Origin of the sequence: Thermodesulforhabdus norvegica, from assembly GCF_900114975.1 — a bacterium.
GTDB classification, from domain to species: domain Bacteria; phylum Desulfobacterota; class Syntrophobacteria; order Syntrophobacterales; family Thermodesulforhabdaceae; genus Thermodesulforhabdus; species Thermodesulforhabdus norvegica.
The window spans coordinates 474,269-500,538 of record NZ_FOUU01000002.1; the positions used below are offsets into that span (position 1 = coordinate 474,269).

The window sequence follows — 26,270 nt, forward strand, 5'->3', positions numbered from 1 at the left end:
ATAAAACCACCATGAATCGAGGAAAGCCCAAGATCCGGATCTAAAAGGATAGGATCAGGCTCTTAAAAAAAGATGGTGCCGAAGGCCGGACTCGAACCGGCACGGGGTTACCCCCACCACCCCCTCAAGATGGCGTGTCTACCAAATTCCACCACTTCGGCACTTCACCGGTTTATTAACCACAATTTTCGTCGGTTTTCAAGTAATTTTTGGGTTGCTTCGAAAAATTCGATGTGACGAAAATGGGAGGCGGAGATATCTTGGATGTGGTTTGCCCGGGGAACTTAGGCAGTCCATCTTGCAATGTGAAAAACGTAAAGAAAAAGCGGGAGGACTGGCCGTTTTGAAAAGCGAGCTCGACCGTCAAATGGTCATGCGGGAGGTTTTTTGTCTACGAGCTATGCCTTTGGTCATGCGACGTTTTTATGCGGGTTGGGGTATGTGAGATGGAATGTCTTTAGCAAACGGATCTGTGGCTTCAACGGTCGGTATTCTCAAAAGAATACTTTGAAAAAAGAAGTCGGGATGAACTCATCGAAACGCCTACCGAGCTACCTATGTGCCCGGTTTTCCTGGAACCACACAAGCAGGGGATGATTTCTTCCACCGGAGCACTATCGGGTAACGCTATCTCGACTTGTTTTTCAAGTAATTGCAAGTTTATGGATATTATGTTAAGGAATTATTGAAATAGTTTTGAAACGGTGAGGAAATGGATTTTACAGTTAGTTCTCAACATTATACAGATAAGATCAGGCGAGTAGAAAACAGAGCCAAAACAACGAGCCGCAGGCAAGTTTTGCTACGTCCCCATTATTATCCCTGACCTAGTTTGCCTCGAAATTCACTGAAGTTGCCGTGTTTCCTATTTGAAATGGCGGGATAGTTTGCGTGCCTGAATCTGAGTTCTCGCTTTGGAGTTGATTTTTGTGATGGTGGTGCCCGGAAACTCCGGCGATTTTAGAAGGATTTTCATCGGTTAAGAGTAAGATCAATTATAAAAACCAGAAAGGAGGTAAGGTTATGAAAAGGTTTCTTGGCTTTGTGGCAGTTGCGCTTGCGTTTTTGACAGTGGTTTTCGGTCCAAATAGTGCTAAAGCTGAAGAACCTGTTGTTATTGCTCAGCAAACCTGGTCTGCTTCGATTGCCCTGTCCAACATCATGAAGTACGTACTGGAAGAGAAGCTGGGAATACCGGCCAAGATACTTCCACTGGCTCAGCCGGCTACATGGGCTGCTATGGATAAGGGCGACGGATCTGTGGACGTGAAAGCCGAGATATGGATGCCCAATGAAGAGGCCTACTGGAAGAAGTATGTGGAAGAGAGAAAGACTGTTGAAGCAAGTCTTTTGTTTGACAATGCACCTCAGGGATGGGTTGTACCCACATGGGTTGCAGAAAAATACAACATCAAAACATACAAAGATCTGATACCCCATGCAAAGATATTTGACATAAATGGTGATGGCAAAGGTGATATTTGGTGTGGAGCCGGAGGATGGCAGTCAACTCAGATTACAAGGGTGCAAATAAGAGATCTGGGCCTGGAGAAGTACTTTGATCCACTGGTTCTGGAAGTATGGGTTTTCCAGGCGCAATTGAAGGAAGCAATGAGAAAGAAAAAGCCCATACTTTTTTATTACTGGGCCCCAGAATGGATATGGGCTGTTTACGACCTTACCTGGGTTAAATTGCCTGACTATGATCCGGCAAAATGGAAATTTATCCCCGGCAAACCCGAAGAAAGCTATGTTGCGTGCGGATGGAAGCCGGCCAGTGTTTACGTGGGCTATGGTGTCCATCTAAAGAAGAAAAATCCCAAAGCGTATAAGTTTTTTAAAAACTTTTTTATCCCGATGGAGGAGGAGAGCAAGCTGATCGCAGAACTTGAGGATGTGCCGGGAAATCCTGCAAAACCGGCAGAAGTCGTTGCCAGAGAGTGGGTAGAGTCTCATCCTGAAATCGTAGGAAAGTGGCTTGCCGGAGTGAAGTAAACCACCTTTCCAGGGGCAGGTGTTATATACCTGCCCTGGACATTGTTAATTGATTTCTTGGGTAATTAAGGGTCAGGGTATTTATGGAACGTATTAGATGTTCAGGTGTCTGGAAGATATTCGGTCAGAATGGGAACCGGGTTATTGACAATTGGGACCAATACAGAGATCTGTCCAAAACTGAGTTGCTCAAAAAGACCGGCTGTGTGGTAGGCGTCAGGGATGTGTCATTTTCGGTAACCTCTGGAGAAATATTCGTTATCATGGGACTTTCCGGTAGCGGAAAGTCAACCCTTTTGAGATGTATTAACAGGCTTCATGAGCCTACCAGAGGGCGCGTGTATATAGATGGTGAGGACATTACGGACGTTTCACAAAAAACGCTTCTCGACATAAGGCGACGCAAAATTGCAATGGTTTTTCAGCACTTTGCACTTCTTCCACATAGAAGGGTTATTGATAATGTGGCCTACGGTCTGGAGATTCAGGGAGTAGATAAACGGACGCGGTATGCCAGAGCCGCCGAAGTTCTTGAGTTAGTGGGTTTAAAGGGGTGGGAGAGGCAATATCCCCACGAACTGAGTGGAGGAATGCAGCAAAGAATGGGACTTGCCAGAGCACTTGCACCCGATCCTGAGATTCTCCTGATGGATGAGGCCTTTAGTGCCCTGGACCCGTTGATTAGAAGGCAGATGCAAGAAGAGTTCGTCAAACTCCTTAAGGTTGTTCAGAAAACCATTGTTTTTGTTACCCATGATCTTCACGAAGCGCTGAGGATTGCAACGAGAATTGCTATAATGAGAGCCGGTGCTTTTGAGCAGATCGGGACACCTGCAGAGATAGTGTTGAAACCGAAGACCAAATACATATCCGATTTTGTGCGAGATCTTCCCAAAGCACAATTCGTGACGGCTCGGGACATTATGGATCCCCCGTCTAAGTGGGCTGTAAGAGATGACCAGACAGGGGAACAGGTTATCAACAAAATGAATGCCGAGGGAATATGGCATGCCTACGTTGTCGATTCACACAGGCGGATATGTGGTGTAGTTGACTATAGGTCCGTTATACAGGGTAATGGTAACTCTGTACTGGATTATCTGTCACGGGATTTTCCCGTGCAGGATCAGAATACCTTTCTGGAGAAGCTTATAGACGTAGCGGCCAGGACTTCGGTTCCTATAGCCGTAATCGATGAAAATAAGCGCCTGGTAGGCGTCGTTTCGAGAGAGCGTCTTCTTGAAACCCTGGCATCATAAATGATAAGGAGTGTCCAATAAATATGAGTAACAGCCAGTTTCCCGTAAGGATTCCTTTGGGTCGATGGATAGAAATTGTAATAACCTGGATTACCGACCATTGCGAGTCTGCATTCGATGGTGTGACCAAATCAATTGCAGTGGTGCTTGCCCAGATTGATTATTTTTTAATGCTATTCCTTATCCTGTTGTAATTCTGGCGGTCTTTGCGATAGCATGGTTTCTGTCAGGGCGAAAAACGGCTTTTTTTTCGGCTGCAAGCCTTTTTCTTCTGGGATCATTCGGGCTGTGGTCTGAAGGGATGAGCACGATTGCCCTTGTTACTACCTCGGTTTTTATATCCGTGGTTCTTGGGCTTCCTCTGGGCATATTGGCGGCCAGAAGTGATCGCTTCGATGCTTTTATAAGGCCCATCCTTGATGGTATGCAGACGATACCCAGCTTTGTGTATCTTATTCCCGCCATAATGTTGTTTGGCATTGGTAATGTGCCGGGCGTTCTTGCCACGGTGGTCTTTTCATTGCCGCCTATGGTGCGGCTAACGAATCTTGGAATCAGGCAGGTTGATCCGGAAGTCGTAGAGGCCGGCAGGGCTTTTGGATCAACTTCATGGCAGTTGCTTGTAAAAATACAGTTGCCCCTTGCTCTTCCCGCCATAATGACCGGTGTAAACCAGACGGTGATGATGGCCCTTTCCATGGTGGTGGTTGCCGCCATGATAGGAGCAGGTGGACTGGGGTATAAGATTCTGTACAGTATACAACGGGTGAATCTGGCGGTTGGCGTTGAATCGGGCCTTGGGATTTTGTTCATAGCCATGATATTGGATCGCATTCTGCAGGGTATCACAAGGCGTCAGCAGAAAGCTATTTTTAGACAATAAACAAAAACTGTGATGTGACACGCAAAATGCGAAAGATGTGCAGGCGGTTTTTTGTGGCGATTGTGAAGTGATTTCAACATGTTAATGATAGTATATTGCCAAGTGGTAATATGCGAAAAATTGCGGTTTTTTGGCGGTTTTTGACATTTAAAATGCAAAATTTGACACTTAAAATGCGAAAAACGAATGGGGTCTGGTGTTTAACGTTACTAAACATTGATCCCGGTTTCATGGGTGGGATTAGTCTATTTCTCGTCCTACCCAGCGGATGCGGCCGAGGATGTACCACTTTATGCCTTTTGCTGGGTCGATGTTGAATTCGAAGGGTTCGTAAATTGGGTTGTCGGATTGGCAAAGGAGGCGTTGGTTTTCTTTGAGAAGGACCACTCGTTTCACGGATATGGCGCCATCTGGCAACCTGACCAGATAGATTTTTCCGTTTTTTATTTCCAGCCTTGAGGAATTCTTGCTCAAACATGGTAGCCCAGTAGTCATAGATGCTCTGAAACTCCTCGACCGTAGGAACGTAGTCCAAAGCAACAGGATGCTGATATACCCTGCCGTCATCAAGTTCAAATTCTGTTTGGGTCACTCGAACAACCATCGCTCTTTTCACCTCTCACCTCCAATTATAGCACAAGATTTTGGTAATGTCACGCAGGTATTGGTAGGTTGGCCTTCCCTTGTACCTTGCCAAAGTCAATCAAGATTGATCAGGTAGTCGATTATGATTTCCTCGATTGCTTCCAGATCCTCATCCTGGACGACCAGGTAGGGACGGGCGGGGATTTCGACTTTATGACCCCTGCCGGCTTTACCGCCGAACTGGTGGATGGCGGCGTAGACGACGTTGGTGCCAACGGTTACCTCGTTCGAGCCTGCAGAGTAATGAATGGAGCTTCTTAGCCTGCCGCTTTCTGTGAGGATCTTTCCGGGCCAGTGGCCTCTTCTGCGCCTGAGTTCCTCTGTCACGGGGCTCAGGCGCTTCCATCTTTTCGATCCACCTTTCCACGAGCCTTCTTCGGCATATCGGCCCTCCCGCTCGAAGTTTTCGATCACGGAAGAGACGATAAGCTCGCCGATTTCCTCCATGACGGGTCGGAGGTTGTGCATTCTGGCCTGCAATTTTGCCAGCAGGTCCTTTACTTCCCTGTCATCGACTTCTAGCGTTATCATTCCTTGCTCCTTGATTTTCCCGCTCAGCAAATTATAGTTATTATGGGTCTGTGGTAAAATCCCCCGGCGATATGCTGAGCGTGTCCCCGGCACGCAAAAAACGGTGGGGCGAGGGGGTCCACCACACAGATTCTCCGGGAAGGCCGGGGCTTCCCTTTTTTATCATAATCTGTCTAAAATTATCCGTCCCTTCTTGCGTATCGACTCTACGTCGCTGTGCGAAGCAAGCCTGAATGATGTGAGAAACAGTGTTCGGCGGCTCTTTGTAGCCTTCACAACTGCGTAATATATCTTATTCCCCCGCTTGTAGAAGACAAGAGTGCGCTCTCCATCTTGCACAACAAGATGAGCATCGCCTATGATTTGTGGCAGGCTGCGATAATCGTCGATTTTAAGTTCCGGATGGCGTTTAATATTCTTTGCAAGGCTTTCGTCACTTAGAAGCACAACTTGGCTCTTCGCTTCGATTGCCTTTTTGTACTCTTCAGCAAATATGGCAACGGGGAAATTGCCCCGTGATTTGCCGAAGAAAAATCTCTCAAAGTCTGGCCCCTCCAGGGATTCTGTGACATAGCGCTCTGCGATCTCTCGTTCGTATTCGTCCAGATTAGGCCTCCACACCGTCTTGCCGGGATTAGAGCTGAATCCCGGATCGGGGCTTATGCCGTCGAATTCCACGACCTCCGTCGTTGATCCACGGCGCTTGCTGAGAGGGACGGTCTTCGTGGTGAGCCTGCCTTCGGAAGATTCGACGCGGTCTTCCAGGTCGTAGCGTTCGAGTTCTCTTCGAGAGAGGCTCCGGACGTGGCAGCGGCAGTTCCATCCGTTCGGCGGATAGAAGTGGTCCCAGAAGGGGTCATTGGCAGGGAATATCCTTCCGTGAAGCCTCGCATGGGATGGCCGCGTCTTGCGGTCGAGGACGGCGAGATATTGCCAGTAGGGTCTTCGGGCGGCCACGGCCGCCATCTGCCAGTAGCGGCCGGCCTGGTAGGCGGACAGGATGTTCGTGGCAAATATGGTTCTGAGTCTCCAGAGCGTGCCCATCCACTTGTCGGTTACGGGGTCATGGCCCCACCAGCCCTTGCGCTGCAGGATGGGCTCGATTTCTTTTTTGAATTCCTGGAAGGTCTTGCCTTCCGATATGGCCCTGTCGACGGCGTCGCGGATATCCATGAGGATGTCCATTTTCATTACGCCGGCCACAGTGAAGGCCTTAGCGTGAGCCTCCTGCCAGAGATCCTGCCAGGAGAAGGTGATTTCAAAGCCCTTCTGGCGGAAGAACTTGACAGCTTCTTCCGGCTCCAGCTTGAAGGCATCAAGCAGTATCGCCATTTATTCGTCCCCAGAGTTCGCTCAAGAAAATTGCCTTCTGAAGAATACGCTCGATTTCTGCTCCGTTCATTTCCGGGTAAGCCGTTGCGATCCGCTCGCCGAGCTCGTCAAAGGAGTCAGCATCGTTAATGAGCTGCATGACGGGCTCAAGCAGGGTCCGCATGGCCTCGCCTATCTCTTCCGCCTCACCGAGGCGTTTAATCAGTGCGTCGATTTCGGCCTGCTGGGCCTGTATTTTGTCGTCTGATCGGTTTGTCTGTTTCCGCTGGAGCTGGCGTCCCGGCTGCGGGAGCGAGCCGGCCAGGAGGTCACGGAGCGTCACATCGCCCTGCTCGGGTGCAGGTATGCCGAAGCGCTCACGTATCCACCAGAGCGGGATGTCCGTGAATCCAGACTTGACAAGGGTTTCAAGGACTTTCACGTCCTTTTCCCGCTCATCCGGCCTGGGGATTTCGAACTGAAGGTAGGGCACGGGGGCATCGGGACCGAAGTTGAGCTGTACGATCGGGCGTATGAGCTGATTGTTTATTGTTGCCTCTATAAGGGACGCGTCAGACTCAAGGATGTCGAGCCTCACCTCATTCAGCACCTGGGCCTTTGCGTAACTTCCGCCTGTTTCTCCGGTCATATATGTGCCCAGGATGGCCTTGCTGATCTGCTTTTCCGACCATTCCTGAAAAGCCATTTGCGGGTTCCCGGCTGCAGACCTGGCAACGTTGATGATGTCCACATCCATGCCCTCCGGGAGGATCACGGCGGCGTCGGCCGCAATGTTCGACACGGCCTGAAGCAGGAGCTTCTGGTCGGCTTCGCTTGATCCCAGGGGGTATCGGCCTATGCGGATGGGTATGCCGAAGCTCTCGATGAACTGCACCCAGGCCCGTAATGTGTAATTTCGAAAAACGAAGAGCCAGGCGAGAACCCGGTAGAGCGGCGCCCGGTAGGGCGAGCCGCTTCGAGATGGGTGAAAATGAATCATCCACTTGCCTGAAATGAGCTCTTCTCCTTCGTATGATCCATCACGGAGTCTGAGCTCTGACGGCCGCTTTGGGTGGAACTGAAAGAACTGAAGCGGCCTGTGGACGATGGAGGCCGGAACGTACTGGCCGCCAGATATGTCCCAGATAATCTCGGTGCAGGACAGGCCCTTTCCTATAGCATCGCTCAGGGCAAAGACCAGCGCCGGGACGGATGTGCATTCTGCGATGTCGTTCTGCCTGTCCTGAAGAGAGTGCAGCACTGCGCTGACGAACTCTGCGATTTTCAGGGCCTGTTTTGAGTCGTCAGCGGGGAGAATTTCGTATTTCAGCCCGGTGATGGCTCGCCTCCGGGTTGACATCTCAGAAAATATATGCACGTCCCGCTCTTCCATGTCGTCGAAGAGCTGTGCCTGGGCGAAGATATCGCCTGCCGATGCCGCCTTGAGTATCGCGGCGAGTCTTGCCGGGGATGGCGTTCCCGCCGGCATCAGCTCGCCGTAGGTCCTGACGCCGGATATCTCCGGCGCGCCCTGTTCTTTCGTCAGCGACGATTTCTTGATCGGGTTCCCGGCGAAATCGTACAGCGTTGGTGTTCGCATTTAAAACCCTCTCCGTGTGTGCCACGATGGGCCGTGTCGTGTTGCTCTAAATTCCATTGGCGCTGCGGTGTAGGCGAGGCGGAAGGCCATCTCAAGGGCATCCGGGCCGTCGTCATGGTCGGCAAGGGGGTAGAAGCGGAGCTGGTCGAGGAGTGTCGTCTGCCGTGAGTCGAAGAGGATGACGCCGTTTTCGATGTGTGGCGCGAGGGATTCTATGCGGATCTCCTTGGCCGTTCGGTTCTTGATGCCCACGGCCGGGACGGGCGTGCCGGCCTCGAGGGATTTTTCGATCAGAATCGTCTTGAAGAGCTCCTGGAAGGCCACGGCCTCGATGCCCCACCCGACACAGCGGTATTTCCGCTGCAAGCGGATGATCCTGTCGATCGTCTTCACGGGATCGTAGCGGCCGATGTCGGCCTCGAGCACGTAGATCTTCCCGGTCTTCGGCTCGCGCCCGACGACGATTATGGCCGTGAAGTCACCGCGACGCTTTCCGAGCGCCGGGTCGACGGCGCCGTAGCAGACGAGGTTTTTGGTGCGTTGTGACACGTAAAATGAGAAATTCTTAAACACAGCCTGCTCTTCATCGAGCGGCTCGTTTTGCATTTCGGCCGAAAATGTAGTCGGGGATGCGGCACGGTAGCACATGAGGTCGTAAAGCGGTTGCACCTCGGGCCAGAGCACCTCTGCGCCGCTATCCATTTTTTCACGTCGTGTTTCGTAGAATTTGCGTGCTGCCTCTTTGTCCTCACGCCAGATGCGCTCCCATCTCTCCCACAGGTCCATGCGTTTCGGGAGACTGATCAATGCCTTGAACTTGTGAAACTCAAAGTCGGACCGTTTTTTGAGACGCATCATCAGGGAATCGTAGTGCAGGATCGTGCCGATGTAGAGATATGCGGCGGAGCCGTCAGGTGGTCCGAGAAACAAAATGGACCGCTCGAACCAGTTCTGGAGCTTGTCACGCTGTTCTTTTGTGCGGACGTTTTCGTCGTTTTCCAGGTCGTCTAAAATGATCAGCTCAGGACGATAGCCTCTATAATTTGCGCCCCTGATTCTCTTGCCCGAGCCGTAGATTTTAATCTTGATCCTGTTTTTAGTGACAATTTCCTCTGCCTGCCAGGTATGTCCAGGCCCGGTGGCATCGGGAAAGTCTTTTGAAAGTCGGGGGTTTTCTTCAAGCTCGATTTTTATGGCCTCAAGGGAGTTCTTTGCCTGGTCTATTGTGTCGGATATGAGAATGGCGAAGTGAATTCTCTCCGACACGATACACCAGACAAGAAAAACTCTTGCAAGTGTCGTTTTTGCATTCCCGCGAGGGGCGGCAATGAGGATCCGATCGCCTGCTTTGATGTTCTGAGCCCTTTCAAAGAAAAAACGATGAAATGCGCTTGGCGGAGCCTCAAGCAGGTGGGGGAAGTAAGTCCTGGCGAAGAAGGCGAAATCATGTTTTGCCCGGAGTATCCGTTCTTCACGCTCCGCGTCCGAGAGAGCCTCAAGCTGTTTCAGCTTCTGCTTGAGCAGATCGAATTTCTCGTTGAGGAGCCGTCTCTGTAGCCTCACTGTGCGACCCTCCGCTTGATCTCCTCCAGTTCGTCGATGAGAAATTCGACGATATCCTTCCGTCCCTTTTCGGCTGCTAATGTAGCTATGGTGTCGACAGTCTTTCGAATGACTTCGACCTGGGCGAGTTCTGGTTCTGCTTTTCTAGCAGCGTTCATCAGTTTGTGATAGATGGCAGTGTATTTTTCGATGATTTCGAGGCGCTTTTCGGGGTCGCATGCGTGGATGAGGTCACGATCCCGGTCCAGCGTTTCGAAGATGGCCATCAGGAATGCCCGTTGTTTCTTGCGGTAGGTCTCTTCGTCCAGGTCGTGCTCGATGCGGAGGCGCTCCCAGTCGATGCCGCGTTTAAGGTCGAGCTTTTTCCATCGGTAAACGGTCCGAGTGCTCACGTTGAGCGTGTGGGCAATGTCCGCTATTGAGCGCCCGTCTTTCGTGTAGAGTTCCCGGGCAATCTGTGCTTTCGATCCCATGATCCCTATTTCAGGAGTTCAATCACGGCTTTAAGCTTTGCCGCTGTTATTGACAGTCCTGCTCCGAGCGCACCCATGAGCAGGCTCTTGCCTTCCAGGTATCGGACGCGACCACGGATTTCCCGCATGTCTATCTTCAGCTCACCGATGTCTTCGTGCATGGCTTCTAGTTTTGCCTCGATTCGTCCGAGCACGTTGTCATACTTGCATTCATGCATGATGCCTCCCTCCTTGCCTGTCTCGTTTTAGCATATAACAGCGTCAGCGATGTTTGTTCAGGAAAAACGAATGCTTGTGCAGAAAGTGTCTCATCCTGTGCAGGCTCACAATGTTGTTGCTTTGCACAGGGCTATAATCAGCACAACAAGGAGGAGAGTATGCGTCTGAACCGCAAGGCCTATTCGCATGCCAGGAGCCTCATTGAGGCAGGGAAGGTAGATCAGTCGTCAAAATGGTCATTCACAACGGAGGACGAAAACAAACTGCTCGGCGATCCGCCGGATTGGGAGCGGTACGGGAAGTGGTTTTTGGGAGTTGACCCGGAGGCAGATGCTGAAACCAAAGCACATTACAAATACCCTTTCGGGAAGGGCGGGAAGCTGTACCGCTCGGCTCTCCGGGCGATTCGCTCAAGATCGGCTCAGCACGGCCATGAGGACATATTCGAGGCCTCCGGGAAGCTGCTGGAGATGCTTGACGCAGAGAAAGAGAAGAACAGGTGCGGTAGCCTGGAGTTCAATGCTTATGAGCCGGGCAGACCGGTGATGGTGCTGCCTCTGGGCGAAGTTCGCGGGAGAGACGGCAGGTACTGGATTCTTGAAAGAGACGACGCAGAGCGGATTGTTGAGCAGATAAAGGCTAACGGCGTGGATATAGTGCTGGATTTTGACCACAGGACTTACGACTACCCATCAGACGGAAGGGCGGCCGGCTGGTTCCTGGCCGATTCTTTTGAAGTGCAGGAGGACGGCATATATGCCCTGCTTGAGCTGACCGAGGCAGGCAAACAGGCGGTGGAGAGCAGGGAATACAGGTATCTATCGCCTGCGTTCTGGAGTCAGGGGACGCGGATTCTTGAGCTCGAGAGCGTCGGGCTCACGAATATTCCAAACATTCCGGCCATTCCGGCACTGAACAAAAAGGAGGGCACAATGAATGATGATCTGAAGAGAGAAATAAACGCTCTAAAAGAGCGAAACGAAACGCTGGAAAGGGAGCTCAATGCGGTGAAGACGGAGCGAGATCAGGCGTTGCTTGAGATTAACAAGCTAAAAGGGGAGCTTGAAGAGTTTAAGAAGAAGGAGCTTGAGAGGGAAATAAACGAATTGGTTGAGAAGGCAATTGCAGACGGAAAACTCGCTCCGGCCCAGAAGGAGACGGCAATCAAGCTCGGGCTGAATTCAAAGGAGCTTCTCGAAGAGCTCATAAACTCAAGCCCTTATGACTTCAGAAAGCTCTCCGTGCCGCAGGCCAGAGATTCTCAGGACGACAACAATCACGGGCTTGACGATGCAACACTTCAGGTCTGCAGGATGCTCGGGCTGAAGCCCGAAGATGTAGCAAAACACGCAGCCAGCTAAGGAGGGGAATAAATGGCTTTAACGGCAGATAGAGACACTCCACAGGTGGTGCCGAGCTATTCATTTCTACGAGAATTCCCGGTTGCCGCTGGCAAAACTATTTATGCCGGGGGGCTGGTGGTGCTGAAAAACGGCTATGCCGAGCCGGGGAGCACTGCAACGGGCCTGGTCGCTGTCGGGAGGGCAGAGGAATACGTGGACAACTCGGGCGGTCAGAACGGAGATGTGACGGTAAGGGTCCGTCGCGGCATCTTTCGCTACGGAAACTCGGCAGACACAGACGCAATCACCAGGACGGATATCGGCTCACAATGCTACGTCGTTGATGACGAGACGGTGGCAAAGACGGACGGCACGGGGACACGCTCCGTGGCGGGCAAGGTCTTCGACGTCGATGACGAAGGCGTCTGGGTAGAATTTACGAACTAAGGAGGGGGGCGGATGGTCATCAATCAGCAAACGCTGCAGGCGATATACGTAAACTTCAAGACGATCTTCAAGCAGAGGCTTGAGATAACAGAAACATTTTGGGAACGGATTGCGACTAGAGTACCTTCGACGACAAAGCAAAACGACTACAAGTGGCTCGGCTCATTTCCGATGCTGCGGGAATGGATCGGCGAGCGTCAGGTGCGGAACCTCGCGGCTTACGACTACTCGATCAAGAATAAGAACTTTGAAAGCACGGTGGGTATCGATCGCGACGACATTGAAGACGACAACCTGGGCGTTTATGTGCCCATGATCGAGCAGCTTGCAGACTCTGCGAAGAAGCACCCGGACATGCTGGTTTTCGGGCTGTTGAAGAACGGGTTCACAGAGAAGTGCTATGACGGCAAGCCATTCTTCAGCGATCAGCACAAGATCGGGAAGACCACCTATTCGAACTTCCAGGATGGCACGGGAAATCCCTGGTTCCTGCTCGACGTCACGAAGCCGCTGAAGCCGCTCATCGTGCAGATACGCAGAGAGCCGGAATTCCAGGCAATGGACAGCCCTGACGACTACAACGTTTTTACACGAAGAGAATTTCTCTACGGCGTGGACTACCGCGGAAACGCCGGGTACGGCTTCTGGCAGCAGGCCTTCGGAAGTAAAGCTGATCTTACAGTCGATAACTACAAGGCGGCCAGGGCGGCAATGCAGTCCTACAAGAACGAGGAGGGCGTGCCGCTGGACATTCGACCAAGTTTGCTTGTTGTCGGTCCGTCGAATGAAGCGGCTGCGAGAGAGATTTTGAGCAGCGAACAAATTAACGGGTCAACAAATGTCTGGCGAGGCACGGCGGATCTGCTGGTCGTGCCCTGGCTGGATTGATGAGGCATGAGATGTGGCTCCGGATCATTAAGGAAATCTTCGATGTGGGCCATGATATCACCCAGCACAAGCGCTGGTACACAAGCAAAACGATCTGGTTCAACGTGCTCGTGCTCTGTTTCGACGTCCTTGCGAAGCTCTGGCACGAACTGCCCGTCACGGGCGAGGAGATCGATGCTCTTGCTCTCGGTCTTGCTGCTTGCGGCAACATCCTGCTGCGCTTCCGTACGAGGCGACCGGTGGTGCTGCGCGCCGGGCGGGTATCCACTGGTGGCGATAGATGAGGGCACTGAGCAATATGAGGTGAGGGGAGCCTATTTCGGCGTGACCTGCCGGGAGGAAATCTATGGGGAGAATACGAGCATGGTTGCTTCGGTGCTTGGGCGCATTGGGCGATTTTTTGCGGGCCTTGTTCGCAAGGGGGATCGCGTCAGAGCTGGAGCGATTGCTCCCGATCGCCCTGGAAGCGGTGCGAGTAATGGGGGATCAAAACTTGAGCGGAGAAGAAAAACGAGTCAGAGCAGCGCAGTTGATCAGAGAGCGCACAATGCAGGCCCAGTGGATGGTGGCAGCGGACCTTATAAACCTTGCAATCGAAATGTCAGTCCAGAAGTGGAAGGCCGAGCAGAATTGAAAGACATGGGCTTCGCTATAAGGGACTGGTACGTGAGCGAAGATGCTCGCTACATGGCCGCAACGATATATGGCGAAGCCCGAGGCGAGTCGCTGGAGGGCCAGGTTGCGGTGGCCTTCGTCATACGAAACCGATCCGCCACGCGAAACATGACACCACGGGAGGTTGTTTTACAACCCTTCCAGTTTTCGTGCTGGAACCCCTATGACCCGAATCGTCCGATTTGCGAGCAAGTCGTGGATCGGTGGGACGAGATGTTCCGCAGGCTCAGGGGGGTGCGGCAGTGCTGGTGGGTGGCGGTGGGCGTCATGGCCGGCCTGCTTTGCGACCCGACAAACGGTGCGACACACTACCTCACAAAACGCCTGTACTTCTCCGAGCTCTGCCCGGATTGGGCTCATCGCCTCACGGAGAGGGCCCACATCGGCAAACACATATTTCTGGGTGAGGCCTGAGATGTACTGTACAATTGACGACATACGACACATGCTCGACGAGCATGAGCTCGTCGAGCTAACAGATGATGAAGGATCGGAGACGATAGATACGGCAGTAGTCGAAAGCGCAATATCTGATGCGTGTTCCCTCATAGATTCATATTGTGCCGGGCGATATTCGGTGCCCTTCGATCCGGTTCCGACCGTCATCCGTCAGTTGGCGGTGGACCTAGCGATTTATAACCTCTACAGCAGGCGCGGCGATGCAGTTCCGGAGAACAGGGTGTTGAGGCAGCAAAACGCTCTGAAGCTGCTCGATCGCATTGCATCTGGCCGGATCACAATTGGAGAGGCTTCAGGGGGCAGCGTTGCTTATGTTTCTGAAAAGCGGCGCTTCACGAGCAGTGCGATGAGGGACTTCTGATGTTTAACATTATTGACATCGAAAATGCTTTCCTGGCCGCTCTGGAAACTTTGAAATCGGAGGGGGTGCTTACCCTCGAAAGCTACGCAGAGAAACTGGGCGCAGAGGATGTGAGGCGGCAGGTGCAACGACTGCCGGCGGTTTTTGTTGTTTGGAACGGATCGAGGTTCGAAACCGCAAACAGGGCTGATTATGTCACGGTTTCGGTCTCAATTCTGGTCTGTGACAGAAGTTTAAGGGATGAGGTGGATGCACGGCGTGGCGCATACGGCATCATGGACAGGGTCAGAGAGATACTGCACATGCGGTATCTCGAGGGGCTTGGCACTGCGCAATGCAGCAGAGAGTTCATATTGTCTGCTGCAAAGCAGATTGTCGTATGCGCTGCGGAATATGAAATAAAGCTGGTTAAGACAAGATAAGGAGGTTAGAAGATGGCAGGTTTTATCGGTGAGGGGACGATCCTTATAGACCGTGACATGAATAAGAAATATGTCAGGGTCGCGAATGCACCGTCGTTCATCATCGACGAGACAGACTCAGAAGTAAAAGTGCGGTATTCAAAAGCTCGCGACACGTATGGACAGGCGCTGGATCGACTGGCGCTACCTCGTCCAGCCAAGATATCTATGGTCTGGGATGACATAGATGTCGAGACGCTTGCGATAGCCCTGCGAGGGTTGGTGGATACAGATACGGACTCCGGCACGGTAAGTGACGAGGTAGTGGTGGCTGCATTAGAATACTGGATCGATCTGGAGCATAGAAACATATCCGATGTGGTCGTGACTGACCAGAACGGGACGACGACCTATGTGCTGGACATTGACTATAAGATCAACCCGCGTCTTGGAATGATCTATTGCCTGCCAGGCGGCTCGATCACTGAGGGAGAAACTCTGAAGGTTTCCTATACCTATGCACCGCTGTCAAACAGGATCATACGTGCATCGCGTGTTGCAGAGATCGAATGTGCGATCAAATTCGATGGAAAAAATCGTGTGACGGGCAAAGACTGCATTATAGAAGCTCCGTGGGCCAAGCTTAGTCCCAAGTCGCCAGTGGACTTTCTATCGGACGACTTCACAAAACTGGAGCTAGAAGGGCTGCTTCTGACGGCACCTGGTTATACGGAGCCCTATATTGTGCTGCCTGTAGAATAATATGGCTGATCATACGCTTCATATACGGGTAGCAGCCGACACCCGCAGCGCCTCTACGGCACTGCGGGCTTTTCAGCAAGAGTTCCGCAAGCTCCTCTCAGACCTCGGGAAGAGCGATACGGAAATACGTGCGTTCGAGGAACTCGCTGACGAGCTCATCCGAACGGGCAAGATCACGGACGACGTCGACCGTGAGACTCGCGAACTCCTGCATACGTATGCATCGCTGCACCGTGTCGCTCAGGCCAGGGACATCCTCGGACTCGTCCCGGCGGATGAATTGAAGAAACGAATACGAGAAGTCGAAGATGCCCTTCAGACGCTGAAAAAGTCCGGGACGCTATCGCAGCATGAGCTCGCTGTCGCAACGCTGGAGGCTGACAAGCGCATACGTCAGCTCAAGTCGAGCGCCCTGGGTGTGGCCGATGCCCTGTCGGCTGCCAAAGCCGAGCTGGCCGCATTAGCGGGGGCAGGCGCCGGCGTGGGTTACATGGTCAAAGCTGCCATCGACTTTGAGAGCGCGATGGCAGGCGTGGCCAAGACGACAGGGGTCACTGGCGAGCAGCTACAGGTTCTTGCGCAGCAGATTCTTGAGCTCACGCGCACTGTCCCCATGTCAGCGACCGAGCTCGCTAAAATCGGTGAAATTGCCGGTCAGCTTGGCATCCAGTCTGACAACATAGCTGAATTTGTCCGGATGGTTGCCGAGATGTCCACGGCGTTCAACATGAGCGCCGAGGATGCAGCGACCGCCATCGCCAAACTGCAAAACGTATTCGGGTTAACTTTGGATGAGGCGCGTACCCTTGCCGACGCCATCAACGTGCTTGGCAACAACACCGCTGCATCGGAGCAGCAGATCGTCGAAGCCCTGACACGAATAGGCGGCAATGCCAAGCAGTTCGGCCTCACAGCTCAACAAGCTGCAGCCCTTGCTGATGCGCTGATTGCGCTCGGCAGACCCCCGGAGGTAGCTGCTACTGCTATCAATGCGTTGCTCACAAAGCTGCAAACGGCGAATGTGGCGTCGAAGGAGTTTCAAGCGGCCCTTAATAGGCTCGGTATAGATGCGAGACAACTCGCTGAGCGAATCAGGCAGGATCCACAGCAGGCTCTTCTGGAGTTCTTACAGACGCTTGATCGTCTCGACAGCCGAAGTAAGGCGGAAGTTATTACCAAGCTCTTTGGCCTGGAATATCAGGATGACATCTCACTGCTGGTAGGATCGTTGCACTCCTACGAGAAGGCCCTCGGGCTCGTAAATGATCGGCAGAAAACGACCAATGCAATGCAACAGGAGTTCAGACAGCGCGTACAGACGACGGAGGCGCAGATCCAGCTGCTGTGGAACTCTCTGCGAGAAATCGCGATCAACATTGGTACGACATTTCTGCCGGCGGTTACGAAGATCGCTTCAGGGTTGGCTGACATCACGCATGCTGTGGCCGATTTCACCGCCAAGTATCCGACTCTGACACAGCTCGCCACTATTGCTGGCACTCTGGCGGCATCCATTGCAGGTCTGCGTGCAGCATTCCTTGCACTGCGAGCCGTCACCACAGGGCTCGGGTCACAGATCGCAGGAGAAATCGCGGCGATGAACGCACCGATTGGGGCCGCGATCGCCAATGTGAGCAAGTTGCGTCTGGCGTTCTCTGTCTTCGGTGCCTGGATCGCAGGGTGGGAGATCGGAGAGTGGCTCTCGGAAAAGTTTACTGTTGTGCGACAGGCTGGCGTGTACATGGTGGAGGGCCTGCTCACGGCATGGGAGTACCTGCGCACAGGGTGGGAGAGCCTTAAAGCAGTATTTACCAGCGATACGATTGAACAGGTGTACCAGCGCCATGAGAAGCGGATGGCCGAAATGCGGGCCATCTTCGACGATCTGCACAGAGAGGCGGCAGAGGGAGCCCAGGAATCCGCGCATGCCGCAGAGCAGGCGATGCAGAGATCGGCAGACGCTGCACGTCGAGCGGTTTCAGACACAGCAGCTGCCGCGGAGGCTGCTGCTAGCAGCATTGCAGGTGTCGGACAAGGTGCGGCAGAGACGGTCGGTGCGGCCGCATCCGCGACGGTGCAGCAAATCACAGATTCAGCTCAGCGAGCTCAAAATGCGGCGTCACAATTTCAGTCATTATTTGCGGCCGTAGCGACATCCGGTCGTTTCACGCAGGAGTCTCTCGCTGCCGTGGCCGCGGGGTTTGACGAGCTCAACCTGGCAGCCGAAAAGGCTGGTGCCGACATACAACAGTATTTGAACAATGCCTTTCAGGGCGTGACAGACAAAGGTTTGGCTGCATTCATCTCCACGGCCACAACGCACCTGCAATACGTGACGGATGGAGCTGAACAGCTCGGCAAGGTCGTCGACGCAGCCGTGGCCGAGTCGTTCAGGCGCCTGGGAGTGGATGTCGAGGAGGTCGCTACTGGTGTCAGATCACAGTTTGGTGACCTATTACAGCTACTCATTGAGCTGGCACATAGCGGGAGGGCATCGGCAGATGAGATCGTCGCCGGGTTTGAACGCCTGGCCAGCCAGGCGCACACACGGCAGGAGCTCGAGAGACTGCGGTCAGCGATACGTGCACTGGGTAACGATGGCATTGTCTCGGCCGAGCAGATCGATGCTGCACTCAGACGGATAGAACGACGGGTTCGTGACGTGGAGGATGCCGTCGACGAAGTAAGCGAGGCATACAGGACGCTGGGCATCACCAGCGCGAAGGAACTGCAGCGCTCGGCTGATGAGGCATACTATGCCTACAAGCAGCTCAGAGACTCCGGGAAAGCTACAACGCGGGAACTCGTTGAAGCCTTCGCCATCTATGCCGAGCGGGCTGTCAAGGCCGCCGGTGCCGTAAGTGAGGAGCAGGCAAAAGTTACGCTCGAGATGCTCCGCACTCAGGCCGAGCAAGACGGCATCATGCGTCTCTACGAGCAGATGATGCAAGCATCCCAGGCCAACGCCGATGTTTCGGCACAGGCCTTCAGAAAGGTAGCAGGCCAGGTTGGTTTGATGGAGACGGCGGCGACGTCTGCCCTCAATGCGCTTGCGGCTATGTATATGTATTGGCACGCTATGACCACAGGGAGCATGGCCGGGGCGTCCATACTTGGCCCTTATCAACCGACAGCACCGGACTACATGGAGCCTCCTCCGAGAGTGGGGACAGGTGGGGAGGAACGGGAACGAGAGCGGGATCGCGAACAGGATCGTGAACGAGAGCGAGAAGAAGAAGAGAGGCGGAGAGAGGAGGAAGAAGAGAGACGGAGAGAGGAGGAAGAAGAGAGACGGAGAGAGGAGGAGGAAAGAAGGCGAAAAGAGGAGGAAGAACGCAGACGTGAAGAAGAGGAAGAACGCAGAAGACAGGAGGAAGAAGAAAAGAGAAGTAGATCTGCTATCGTAGTCAGTGACCTGGAAAAGTTCAGGGAATGGCAACGACAACAACGACAACGTGGCACAGGACTGGGTGAGCCTGAGCCCAGCGATTTGGAACGACCGGCAGCCCGTCAGACGGCCGTCGGCGAGGTCGTATTCAACATCCAGGTCAGTGCAGACGGCATGGATAAGCTCAAAGATCAGGCTTTCTGGGAGTCCATCTTCCGAAGGCAGATATTGCCTATGTTAGAACGCTATATGCGGAGTGCACGCTGATGGCGATCATCCTCAATGACATAGTATTGCCGGACGACCTGGATTGGGTCGATCAGTATTGGGTGGCGAGAATAGAAACAGGGAAATACACACTCAGCGGTGCATACGTAGTCTTTTCGGCCACGAGGCAGGCCGGTAGGCCTATTACTCTTCGAGGCGGTGAGGACTACGCATGGATCGATGAGAGCACCTTTGATGCGCTCATTGCGCTGGCCGAGCTAGGGCAGAATATGACTCTGCAGATAGATGATCAGGTTTTTACCGTACGTTTCCGCTATGACGACGAACCGATATATGCATCCCGCATAGGCCCGGGTCCGTGGATGAATAACGTTTTACTGAAATTTGTCACAGTCGAGGTGTAGCTATGGACGTATTGGATGTGCGACTTATGGCATCACAGCGGATGGATGACAGCGATGAGGGCGGTGGTCGCATGTCCGGTGAGGAGATCCTTGATGGTGCCCTTAATGCGATATTTCCTGATATCGATAGAATCGCGGCGACCGTCGGGCGCGTCAATCTCCGCAAAGTGTTCCCGGCCGTGATGACGCATAGCCGTGAGACCTACTACGGGTCTCACGTGATTATATCTGAGCCACCTACAGATGATAAAGTGCAGTGTCTCCTTTTCAGTACCGGGTCGCCGAGCGATAGGAGGGCTGACGCTGTTGATCGTATCGAGGGGTATATTGTTCAGGGGCCGCGATACATCGGGTACTTGTGGGGGCCACATCCAGATGGCATGCGGACTATCACGATTATCCAGCCTGAGCAGACGAGCCCCCCGGAATTCGGGACCGTGCTGTACCTGGAGGAGCGTGATGTCAATGACCAGGTGTTGCACTACGAATATGTTAAGTTGATATCCGTGGATGACGTCGTCCGTACATTTGTGATCGCTACGGATAAAGGCACTGTAACAGTTCGGCGACGTGTCGTAACGTGCGAGATATACACACCGCTTTCGCATGCGTACACTGGGGGCGAAGTCGTTGAAACGACTTATCCTCAAGATCTGCGATCCTGGATTTATTCGACAGTGGCAACTGACAGGACCAATTACTACGGCATCTCGCGCTTGATCTCCGACGCGGCAGAGGGCGACACACAAATACGGGTGGACTCGATATTCGCACAGTTGGTGCCCACGAACCGGTCAGAGACCGTACTCGCTGATGTGGATCTTGCAAACGATGTGTCCGACCAGGCCCCATATGGTAGCGTGACACTGACATTATCTGACAGTATCGTTTCGGGCAAGACATTTGACATCGGTCGCATAATCAGTCCCGGCACACTGCGCATCACGCGGTCTACATACACATGGACCGATGACGGTCTGGGCAATCTCATGCGTAACGGGCAGGTGGAAGGGTTCGTCTCTTATGCTGACGGTAAGATCACCTACACGTCTGTGCCCACGCTCGGCACGTCGTCAATCACGATAACATTCACGCCAGGCTTTATGCGTCCCTGGGTACGATACACAGACGCCAGGATCGTAGGGCCGAACAATCAAGGATACTCGTGGGTTATGACGTTGCAGCCGCCGCCGACGGTCGGCTCTGTGATAGTAGATTATCGTAGCCAGGAGCGATGGTACCGTCTCGTCGATAACTGCAATGGCGCACTTATCCCTTTGGTAGAAGGCGCTGGTGGAGGTACGATCAATTATCAGACCGGCACGATTACCATCACATGTGGTGCGTTGCCGGATGTCGGATCTATGATCATTGCATACTGGAGCGTGGCGTCGGATGTGTTCAGTGCTGTCGTCAGCACCGATAATCCACCCGCAGGCCAGCAAGCCCACGATGTTGCTCAGTTCATCATTTATGCCGGGCACAGCGACATTGCACCGGGCACATTCAGCATTTCTTGGACAGTCGGCGAGAATCATTACACACTAACAGACGACGGCCACGGCAATCTGACAGGAACCGGCGGTACCGGTGAGATACAGTATGCAGAGGGTGTGATCACCCTATGGCCTGACGAACTGCCGGATCCAGGAACTACTTTTGATCTCGCGTACAACTATGGGTCTGCAACCGTCAAAACATTCACGGGGCTGACGTTGGACGGAAACGGAAATGTGAATATCAACGTGGAAGAACCCATTGTGCCCGGTTCGTTGCGAATACTGTATGCCGGCAATGCTGTGATCACGGGAATAAACGAGTATACCGACGCTTGGACTATAACAGAGAAGTGGCCCCGCCTGTGGGTGTGGAATTGGTGGTGGAGACGTGGAGTAGGCGCTCAAGATTACGGTATGGACCAGGAGGCCGTAGAGAGAGGATATGCCGTTACGGCGCTCAACACGGCACGACTGCTCAGACACCTGCGCGACGACGGTGCCGGCAACCTGTCCGATATGGCGCGCACGCCGGTATCGGCATCGATCGATTACAACACCGGCGCGATACAGTTCGCCCCCGACTGGGAGACCAATGTGCATGTAAAGGTCGGGGGATATTATGATTGGCAAATGAGGGAGGACGAGGATCAGCATTATATCACGTTCAGCAATCACCTATTCACCGAAGAAGCATCGCGACGTTATTCGTACACACAGGTCGAACAGCGTACGTATCCTGTCGTGCCTGACCTCGGCTATCCTGTCAAGGTGTCCTACTACTCCACGGAGGGTGCGAATTACGTGGAGGAGACCGTCGGAGGTAGCCTGGTCTTGCACGCGAATGCTGGCTTTTCACGGCGACTGGTCGAGGGAGGGGTGTCGATTACGTTGGATGGAGTGACGTATTGGGACCGTCTCGGCACCGTGTACCGGTATGCCGATGACGGTAAGTCTCTCATCGCGTGCGGGACGGTCGACAAGTCTTCGGGCACTATCACGATGGATACCTGGGCGATAAACAGCCGGAGCAACAGCGTCAGTATCTGGGCACTCACTACCACTGACAAGCAGGTCACCACGTCCTTGATCTTCCGCATCCCGGGGAAGCTCAGGCCGGGCACCCTCAACATCGTAGCTGCGCTGCTTGACGGCACGGAAATCAACGTCACAGCCGGCACAGATGGTCGGATCGTGCACTCCAACGCCTACGGTTTCGTCAACTACAGCACCGGCGTTGTCACGATAGCATTCGGGACATGGATGTCGCCGGCGTCGGCATATGTAGATGAGGTGTGGTATGACGTTGGTAATGTCGACGAAGTAAACGATAGGGTCCTGCGACCTCAGGCAGTAGATACTGATACCCTGCGATATTCATGCGTATTGGACACAGACATCCCGCTGGATGCTGACTTGATCGGTATAAACCCTACGAGACTGCCGCCTGACGGCAAGGTGCCCATTTATCGTGAGGGATACATTGCCATAGTACATCACTCCCTGTCTGATGTCCTGCCGACCGTCTCTCCGGGCGACCAGGTCACGCTGTCGCGGGGCGACATAGACTACGTCGAGCTCCGAGACCAGGAGAATGCAGTACTGCCGTTGTCGTTGTACACGGTGGATAAGGCCAACGGCGTCGTGACATTCAATGACGGTGCAGACCTGTCGATCTATGTACAACCGTTCACGGCAATACATCGCAGGGAAGATATGGTGTTGTTGACGCAAGTTGACATCACTGGCCTGCTGCGATTCACTCCTGCTCTGCGGCATAGTTACCCCGCTTATGCTACCTACGTTTCCAGCGCATTGGTGACCGGCGCACTGCAGGCCGCAGTGCACAATGTGTTCACACAAAAATCCTGGACGGGTGAATGGTCTGATACCAGAATAGGCGACCCTACTACAGCCAACTACGATGTAGTCAACTACCCCATCGAAGTGTGGAATGACGGGGCAATAGAGGAGAGGTGGGCGATAGTGTTTACCTCCAGCACTGACTTCTACGTGGCTGGCGAAACGGTCGGCGTGATTGCTAACGGTAACACAGCATCCGACTGTGCACCGATAAACCCGGCAACATCACAGCCGTATTTCATAATCCGATCAGGCGGTTGGGGTATGGGGTGGGCAGCTGGAAACTGCTTGCGGTTCAACACCAGCGCTGCGCACGCGCCAATCTGGGTTGCACGCACCATCCTGCCCGGGGCTCAATATGGGCAGCAGGATAGTGTCACGATACAGATCCGAGGTGATGCGAACTGATGCCGGCGCAGATATATACAAACAATAACACGACCATCCACGGTGCACTTACGAACGCCCAGTATGTCTTGAATATCCTGCAGACATGCCTGGCCGATGCCGGGTGGGTCGTATTGCGAAGGACGAGCGATGTGCTCGCTATGATGCAGGGTGGTGGTTCGAGGTGTGTTGCGGAGTTCCGCATCGACGGGAACGCCGACGTATCGTGTCGCATCGTGAGTGCATATGATCCCGGTGACGGCAGCATCCTGGGTCCGGGAACATGGCAAACGCTGGTTGATATCGTGCCACACCACTGGTGCGTCGTCGCAGACGATACGAGTGTCTGGTTTATGTCCTGTGCACAGGACGAGCAGTTCAGGCGTGTGTCCTTTGTGGGCGACTTCGATCCCTTCGTCCCGCGTCGCTCTGTATTGAATTGGTGGGGGGGGTACAGCCTGCGACACGGTAGCAAGGGTACTGCGTACAGAGATACGCATGAGAGGCAGACCGGCCTCATGTACAGAATGGCTCACGAGTCGTTCATCGACGATGACGGCGTTGAGCGGATGTGGTGGGTTGGCTGCCTGCCTTCTCTGGAGTACACCAGCTGGACGCCGACTGTAGATGGCCCGATTGTCGGCTCCAGATGTTTCGTGACGGAAGACGATGAATACAACATCGTCGGGTTTCTGCCAGGACTCCTGGCTCCGTATCATAGGGTGCAGACGTTGCAGACGTTATGCGGAGACATTCCGTACAGCGTCAGATCATATGCTGGCGTAGCATATCTCATAACAATATGTACTGGCGATGCCGGATTGCATGCGGCCGTCTTCAATGCCACGCAATATAGGATGGACGAATGAGCTGGGTGCAGGCGAAGGTGACCAGCGGAGAGTGGAATATCGCAGGTGATAAGACGCAGCCACAGGATGTATGGGATCTGCTGGAGGATGTTGTGGTGGCAAGCTACGGCTGGGAGATAGTAGAGCGAGATGTATCACACATCTCCCTCCGGCCACAGGGTGCTCCGTTTACGTACACGATGGATGATAACAACACACCGTGGGGGAGTCCGGCCGGCTCTACATGGTATGTGGTCGGCGACGAGTCTTTCGTGATCGTATGCACCCTGCAGACGAACCTCTCTGTTGTTGCGTCGTTCTGCATGGGCTATCTGGCTTATGGCCGCGCAGCAACATATGGTCCTGAACCTCTTGGAACACAAAAGTCATTAAATCTGGTGGCCGCAGACGGAAGCTTTATGCTTTATCACTGTCCCACAGGAATGCAGCTCTATGCTGACAATGATAACGTTGATGGCGGACTGTGGTTCCATGCATTTACCGACTTCGCCCTTCCTGAGGGTTTATGTGCGCTTGGGAAGATATGCCTGCATGAGATAGCGTATAGACCATTGAATGAAGCACCGTACCGGGTGTGGGACATTCTGCCAGGCATATATGTCCCGTTGGTGACGAACAATAAGGCCTGGGTGGATGCTCACTTGCCGGGCGACAGCGACAGCATGCGTGTCGGCACAGTGTATGGACTGGATATGATAGCCGTGCGAGATCGCGAAGGATTGTTAGGCAAACAATGGGTCCTGGTGGTACCGGCCCTGTTTAAGCACTCGACGTCAGGTCTCATCGACACAAGCCCCATCGTAGTCGGTACCAGCACGGTAGAGAGGTACCGCATTGCTGGCCGCGTGAGGGTAGGAGACAACCCTGCACGCCGCAGGGTTGCCGTGTACGACCGCGCAACGGGTCGTTACGTAGGTGGCGGCATGTCGAGCCCGGACTCAGGTGTGTTTGAAATTTTCTTTGAGGAACGATGCAATGAGGTATGTGTCGTCAGCTATGACACATATAGATATAACGCTGTTGCATGCGATAGGATCACGCCAATCAAGGAGACGGTGATATGGCAGAGAGGCTGAATCCATATTATCTGGTGCAAATGCTCAATGCTGTGGCGGCTGATGCGACATACCTCACTATCCTGGCGCCACCCGAAGAATGGCGGCCGAATGAGGCCTATCCTGCGATGGCGTATGTTAGGCCAGCCACATGGAATGGGTATGTGTACCGCACAACTAGCCCTGGTACGTCCGGATCGTCCGAACCGGCATGGCCCTCCGACATTGGGCAGACCGTGATCGATAATGACATTACTTGGGAGTGCGTTGAGTTCCCGGCTACGTATGACAGCGCGATGCTGGCTCAAATATGGGTGCCGTCCGTAACGTACAACGTAGGCAATCTCGTAAGAGCATCATCATATAACGGTTATGTCTATCGATGCATCCAGGCAGGCACATCTGGCAGCAGCGAACCCGTCTGGCCCGAAGTGGAGGGTAATCAGGTAAACGACGGCACAGTGGTATGGGAGGCAGTTCGTAACTGGGCCGTGGCCGGCATTGACATCACAGGCTTGCTGTCAGTCATAGAGGACGGTTATGCAGTAACGCTCAACATCCCCGACATCAGCGAAATCACAAATGTTGCTTCAGCTGTGGTCAAGAGTATTGCATTTCTGGATCCCGCACACACGCGCATTGTGCTGGTCTATGACATCACGACGATGCAGACCGTGCTGGCGGAACACATGAGTCTCGTGCAGGCATTTACCCACACGGAGGATGCAAGGATTATACGATGATCACGTTCGACCTGCACAAGCC

Annotated in this window: 26 protein-coding genes and 1 tRNA gene; 19 read left to right on the top strand and 8 right to left on the bottom strand. The window is 53.4% G+C overall.

Translation table 11 applies throughout. The features are described 5' to 3' along the window. Positions 1-73: 73 nt before the first annotated feature. Positions 74-161 (bottom strand) — tRNA-Leu (locus BM091_RS05780). An 862-nt stretch (positions 162-1,023) separates the two neighbouring features. Between BM091_RS05780 and BM091_RS05785 the strand changes: the two genes are divergently transcribed. The 4 genes from BM091_RS05785 to BM091_RS05795 all read left to right on the top strand — a co-directional run bounded on the left by BM091_RS05785 (position 1,024) and on the right by BM091_RS05795 (position 4,137). Further along, the gene (locus tag BM091_RS05785; RefSeq protein WP_093394162.1) at positions 1,024-1,995 is read left to right on the top strand and encodes a glycine betaine ABC transporter substrate-binding protein; all 972 of its coding nucleotides are present in this window, start codon (positions 1,024-1,026) and stop codon (positions 1,993-1,995) included. An 83-nt stretch (positions 1,996-2,078) separates the two neighbouring features. Further along, complete coding sequence (locus BM091_RS05790) at positions 2,079-3,254, top strand: quaternary amine ABC transporter ATP-binding protein (protein ID WP_093394164.1); 1,176 nt, start codon at positions 2,079-2,081, stop codon at positions 3,252-3,254. 23 nt (positions 3,255-3,277) lie between these two features. Continuing rightward, positions 3,278-3,448, top strand: coding sequence for a hypothetical protein (locus BM091_RS14090; RefSeq protein WP_218148815.1), 171 nt, complete (start codon positions 3,278-3,280; stop codon positions 3,446-3,448). Between the two features lie 107 nt (positions 3,449-3,555). Further along, positions 3,556-4,137, top strand: coding sequence for an ABC transporter permease (locus BM091_RS05795; RefSeq protein WP_218148816.1), 582 nt, complete (start codon positions 3,556-3,558; stop codon positions 4,135-4,137). Positions 4,138-4,377: 240 nt separating this feature from the next. On the opposite strand, the gene BM091_RS14530 is transcribed toward BM091_RS05795, so the two are convergent. The 7 genes from BM091_RS14530 to BM091_RS05830 form a co-directional block, all read right to left on the bottom strand. Beyond that, entirely contained in the window at positions 4,378-4,704 is a 327-nt protein-coding gene (locus BM091_RS14530; protein WP_143083103.1) for a S24 family peptidase, read from the bottom strand. Positions 4,705-4,836: 132 nt separating this feature from the next. After that, entirely contained in the window at positions 4,837-5,313 is a 477-nt protein-coding gene (locus tag BM091_RS05805) for a phage virion morphogenesis protein (RefSeq protein WP_093394167.1), read from the bottom strand. A gap of 162 nt (positions 5,314-5,475) precedes the next feature. Then, complete coding sequence (locus tag BM091_RS05810) at positions 5,476-6,645, bottom strand: phage minor head protein (protein WP_093394168.1); 1,170 nt, start codon at positions 6,643-6,645, stop codon at positions 5,476-5,478. Continuing rightward, positions 6,629-8,224 (bottom strand): DUF935 domain-containing protein, encoded by a 1,596-nt coding sequence (locus tag BM091_RS05815; protein WP_093394170.1) that lies wholly within the window; start codon positions 8,222-8,224, stop codon positions 6,629-6,631. The genes BM091_RS05810 and BM091_RS05815 overlap by 17 nt, the downstream gene beginning before the upstream one ends. Next, positions 8,225-9,787 (bottom strand): phage terminase large subunit, encoded by a 1,563-nt coding sequence (gene terL, locus BM091_RS05820; protein WP_093394171.1) that lies wholly within the window; start codon positions 9,785-9,787, stop codon positions 8,225-8,227. Then, positions 9,784-10,260 (bottom strand): DUF1804 family protein, encoded by a 477-nt coding sequence (locus tag BM091_RS05825; protein WP_093394172.1) that lies wholly within the window; start codon positions 10,258-10,260, stop codon positions 9,784-9,786. Before BM091_RS05825 ends, terL begins: the two co-directional genes overlap by 4 nt. Before the next feature lie 5 nt (positions 10,261-10,265). Then, the gene (locus BM091_RS05830) at positions 10,266-10,478 is read right to left on the bottom strand and encodes a hypothetical protein (protein WP_093394174.1); all 213 of its coding nucleotides are present in this window, start codon (positions 10,476-10,478) and stop codon (positions 10,266-10,268) included. 159 nt (positions 10,479-10,637) lie between these two features. On the opposite strand from BM091_RS05830, the gene BM091_RS05835 reads away from it, so the two are divergent. The 15 genes from BM091_RS05835 to BM091_RS05900 all read left to right on the top strand — a co-directional run bounded on the left by BM091_RS05835 (position 10,638) and on the right by BM091_RS05900 (position 26,248). Next, positions 10,638-11,840, top strand: coding sequence for a phage protease (locus BM091_RS05835; protein ID WP_177193539.1), 1,203 nt, complete (start codon positions 10,638-10,640; stop codon positions 11,838-11,840). Between the two features lie 12 nt (positions 11,841-11,852). Further along, positions 11,853-12,269, top strand: coding sequence for a hypothetical protein (locus BM091_RS05840; protein WP_093394177.1), 417 nt, complete (start codon positions 11,853-11,855; stop codon positions 12,267-12,269). Positions 12,270-12,281: 12 nt separating this feature from the next. After that, complete coding sequence (locus tag BM091_RS05845) at positions 12,282-13,157, top strand: Mu-like prophage major head subunit gpT family protein (protein ID WP_093394179.1); 876 nt, start codon at positions 12,282-12,284, stop codon at positions 13,155-13,157. 11 nt (positions 13,158-13,168) lie between these two features. Further along, a complete protein-coding gene (locus BM091_RS13870; RefSeq protein WP_093394181.1) occupies positions 13,169-13,441 on the top strand; it encodes a hypothetical protein in 273 nt (90 codons plus the stop codon). A gap of 62 nt (positions 13,442-13,503) precedes the next feature. Continuing rightward, positions 13,504-13,791, top strand: coding sequence for a hypothetical protein (locus tag BM091_RS13875; RefSeq protein ID WP_177193540.1), 288 nt, complete (start codon positions 13,504-13,506; stop codon positions 13,789-13,791). Beyond that, a complete protein-coding gene (locus tag BM091_RS13880; protein WP_177193541.1) occupies positions 13,770-14,246 on the top strand; it encodes a cell wall hydrolase in 477 nt (158 codons plus the stop codon). Before BM091_RS13875 ends, BM091_RS13880 begins: the two co-directional genes overlap by 22 nt. A 1-nt stretch (position 14,247) precedes the next feature. Next, entirely contained in the window at positions 14,248-14,652 is a 405-nt protein-coding gene (locus BM091_RS05860) for a gp436 family protein (protein ID WP_093394184.1), read from the top strand. Next, a complete protein-coding gene (locus BM091_RS05865; protein ID WP_093394185.1) occupies positions 14,652-15,074 on the top strand; it encodes a phage protein Gp37 in 423 nt (140 codons plus the stop codon). The genes BM091_RS05860 and BM091_RS05865 overlap by 1 nt, the downstream gene beginning before the upstream one ends. Before the next feature lie 12 nt (positions 15,075-15,086). After that, positions 15,087-15,815, top strand: a complete 729-nt coding sequence (locus BM091_RS05870; RefSeq protein WP_093394187.1) for a phage tail tube protein — start codon at positions 15,087-15,089, stop codon at positions 15,813-15,815. 1 nt (position 15,816) lies between these two features. Next, on the top strand, positions 15,817-19,470 hold the full coding sequence (locus tag BM091_RS05875; RefSeq protein ID WP_093394188.1) for a phage tail tape measure protein: 3,654 nt from the start codon (positions 15,817-15,819) through the stop codon (positions 19,468-19,470). After that, complete coding sequence (locus BM091_RS05880; RefSeq protein ID WP_093394190.1) at positions 19,470-19,835, top strand: hypothetical protein; 366 nt, start codon at positions 19,470-19,472, stop codon at positions 19,833-19,835. Before BM091_RS05875 ends, BM091_RS05880 begins: the two co-directional genes overlap by 1 nt. 2 nt (positions 19,836-19,837) lie before the next feature. Further along, entirely contained in the window at positions 19,838-23,602 is a 3,765-nt protein-coding gene (locus tag BM091_RS05885) for a hypothetical protein (protein WP_093394191.1), read from the top strand. Beyond that, on the top strand, positions 23,602-24,450 hold the full coding sequence (locus tag BM091_RS05890) for a hypothetical protein (protein WP_093394193.1): 849 nt from the start codon (positions 23,602-23,604) through the stop codon (positions 24,448-24,450). Before BM091_RS05885 ends, BM091_RS05890 begins: the two co-directional genes overlap by 1 nt. After that, a complete protein-coding gene (locus BM091_RS05895; RefSeq protein ID WP_093394194.1) occupies positions 24,447-25,526 on the top strand; it encodes a hypothetical protein in 1,080 nt (359 codons plus the stop codon). The genes BM091_RS05890 and BM091_RS05895 overlap by 4 nt, the downstream gene beginning before the upstream one ends. Continuing rightward, positions 25,511-26,248 carry a carbohydrate-binding protein gene (locus BM091_RS05900; RefSeq protein ID WP_093394196.1) on the top strand — a complete coding sequence of 246 codons (738 nt, stop codon included), beginning with the start codon at positions 25,511-25,513 and terminating at the stop codon, positions 26,246-26,248. Before BM091_RS05895 ends, BM091_RS05900 begins: the two co-directional genes overlap by 16 nt. Positions 26,249-26,270: the final 22 nt, after the last annotated feature.

Bases quoted from the DNA above. Each gene is read 5' to 3' on its own strand.
- BM091_RS14090 (WP_218148815.1), top strand. From the start codon at position 3,278: ATGAGTAACAGCCAGTTTCCCGTAAGGATTCCTTTGGGTCGATGGATA.
- BM091_RS05835 (WP_177193539.1), top strand. From the start codon at position 10,638: ATGCGTCTGAACCGCAAGGCCTATTCGCATGCCAGGAGCCTCATTGAG.
- BM091_RS05785 (WP_093394162.1), top strand. From the start codon at position 1,024: ATGAAAAGGTTTCTTGGCTTTGTGGCAGTTGCGCTTGCGTTTTTGACA.
- BM091_RS05845 (WP_093394179.1), top strand. From the start codon at position 12,282: ATGGTCATCAATCAGCAAACGCTGCAGGCGATATACGTAAACTTCAAG.
- BM091_RS05875 (WP_093394188.1), top strand. From the start codon at position 15,817: ATGGCTGATCATACGCTTCATATACGGGTAGCAGCCGACACCCGCAGC.
- BM091_RS05790 (WP_093394164.1), top strand. From the start codon at position 2,079: ATGGAACGTATTAGATGTTCAGGTGTCTGGAAGATATTCGGTCAGAAT.
- BM091_RS05870 (WP_093394187.1), top strand. From the start codon at position 15,087: ATGGCAGGTTTTATCGGTGAGGGGACGATCCTTATAGACCGTGACATG.
- BM091_RS05860 (WP_093394184.1), top strand. From the start codon at position 14,248: ATGTACTGTACAATTGACGACATACGACACATGCTCGACGAGCATGAG.
- BM091_RS05830 (WP_093394174.1), bottom strand. From the start codon at position 10,478: ATGCATGAATGCAAGTATGACAACGTGCTCGGACGAATCGAGGCAAAA.
- BM091_RS05890 (WP_093394193.1), top strand. From the start codon at position 23,602: ATGCCGGCGCAGATATATACAAACAATAACACGACCATCCACGGTGCA.
- BM091_RS05900 (WP_093394196.1), top strand. From the start codon at position 25,511: ATGGCAGAGAGGCTGAATCCATATTATCTGGTGCAAATGCTCAATGCT.
- BM091_RS05810 (WP_093394168.1), bottom strand. From the start codon at position 6,645: ATGGCGATACTGCTTGATGCCTTCAAGCTGGAGCCGGAAGAAGCTGTC.
- BM091_RS05805 (WP_093394167.1), bottom strand. From the start codon at position 5,313: ATGATAACGCTAGAAGTCGATGACAGGGAAGTAAAGGACCTGCTGGCA.
- BM091_RS13870 (WP_093394181.1), top strand. From the start codon at position 13,169: ATGTGGCTCCGGATCATTAAGGAAATCTTCGATGTGGGCCATGATATC.
- BM091_RS05865 (WP_093394185.1), top strand. From the start codon at position 14,652: ATGTTTAACATTATTGACATCGAAAATGCTTTCCTGGCCGCTCTGGAA.
- BM091_RS05795 (WP_218148816.1), top strand. From the start codon at position 3,556: ATGAGCACGATTGCCCTTGTTACTACCTCGGTTTTTATATCCGTGGTT.
- BM091_RS13875 (WP_177193540.1), top strand. From the start codon at position 13,504: ATGGGGAGAATACGAGCATGGTTGCTTCGGTGCTTGGGCGCATTGGGC.
- BM091_RS05825 (WP_093394172.1), bottom strand. From the start codon at position 10,260: ATGGGATCGAAAGCACAGATTGCCCGGGAACTCTACACGAAAGACGGG.
- BM091_RS05885 (WP_093394191.1), top strand. From the start codon at position 19,838: ATGGACGTATTGGATGTGCGACTTATGGCATCACAGCGGATGGATGAC.
- BM091_RS05895 (WP_093394194.1), top strand. From the start codon at position 24,447: ATGAGCTGGGTGCAGGCGAAGGTGACCAGCGGAGAGTGGAATATCGCA.
- BM091_RS05815 (WP_093394170.1), bottom strand. From the start codon at position 8,224: ATGCGAACACCAACGCTGTACGATTTCGCCGGGAACCCGATCAAGAAA.
- BM091_RS05840 (WP_093394177.1), top strand. From the start codon at position 11,853: ATGGCTTTAACGGCAGATAGAGACACTCCACAGGTGGTGCCGAGCTAT.
- BM091_RS14530 (WP_143083103.1), bottom strand. From the start codon at position 4,704: ATGACGGCAGGGTATATCAGCATCCTGTTGCTTTGGACTACGTTCCTA.
- BM091_RS05880 (WP_093394190.1), top strand. From the start codon at position 19,470: ATGGCGATCATCCTCAATGACATAGTATTGCCGGACGACCTGGATTGG.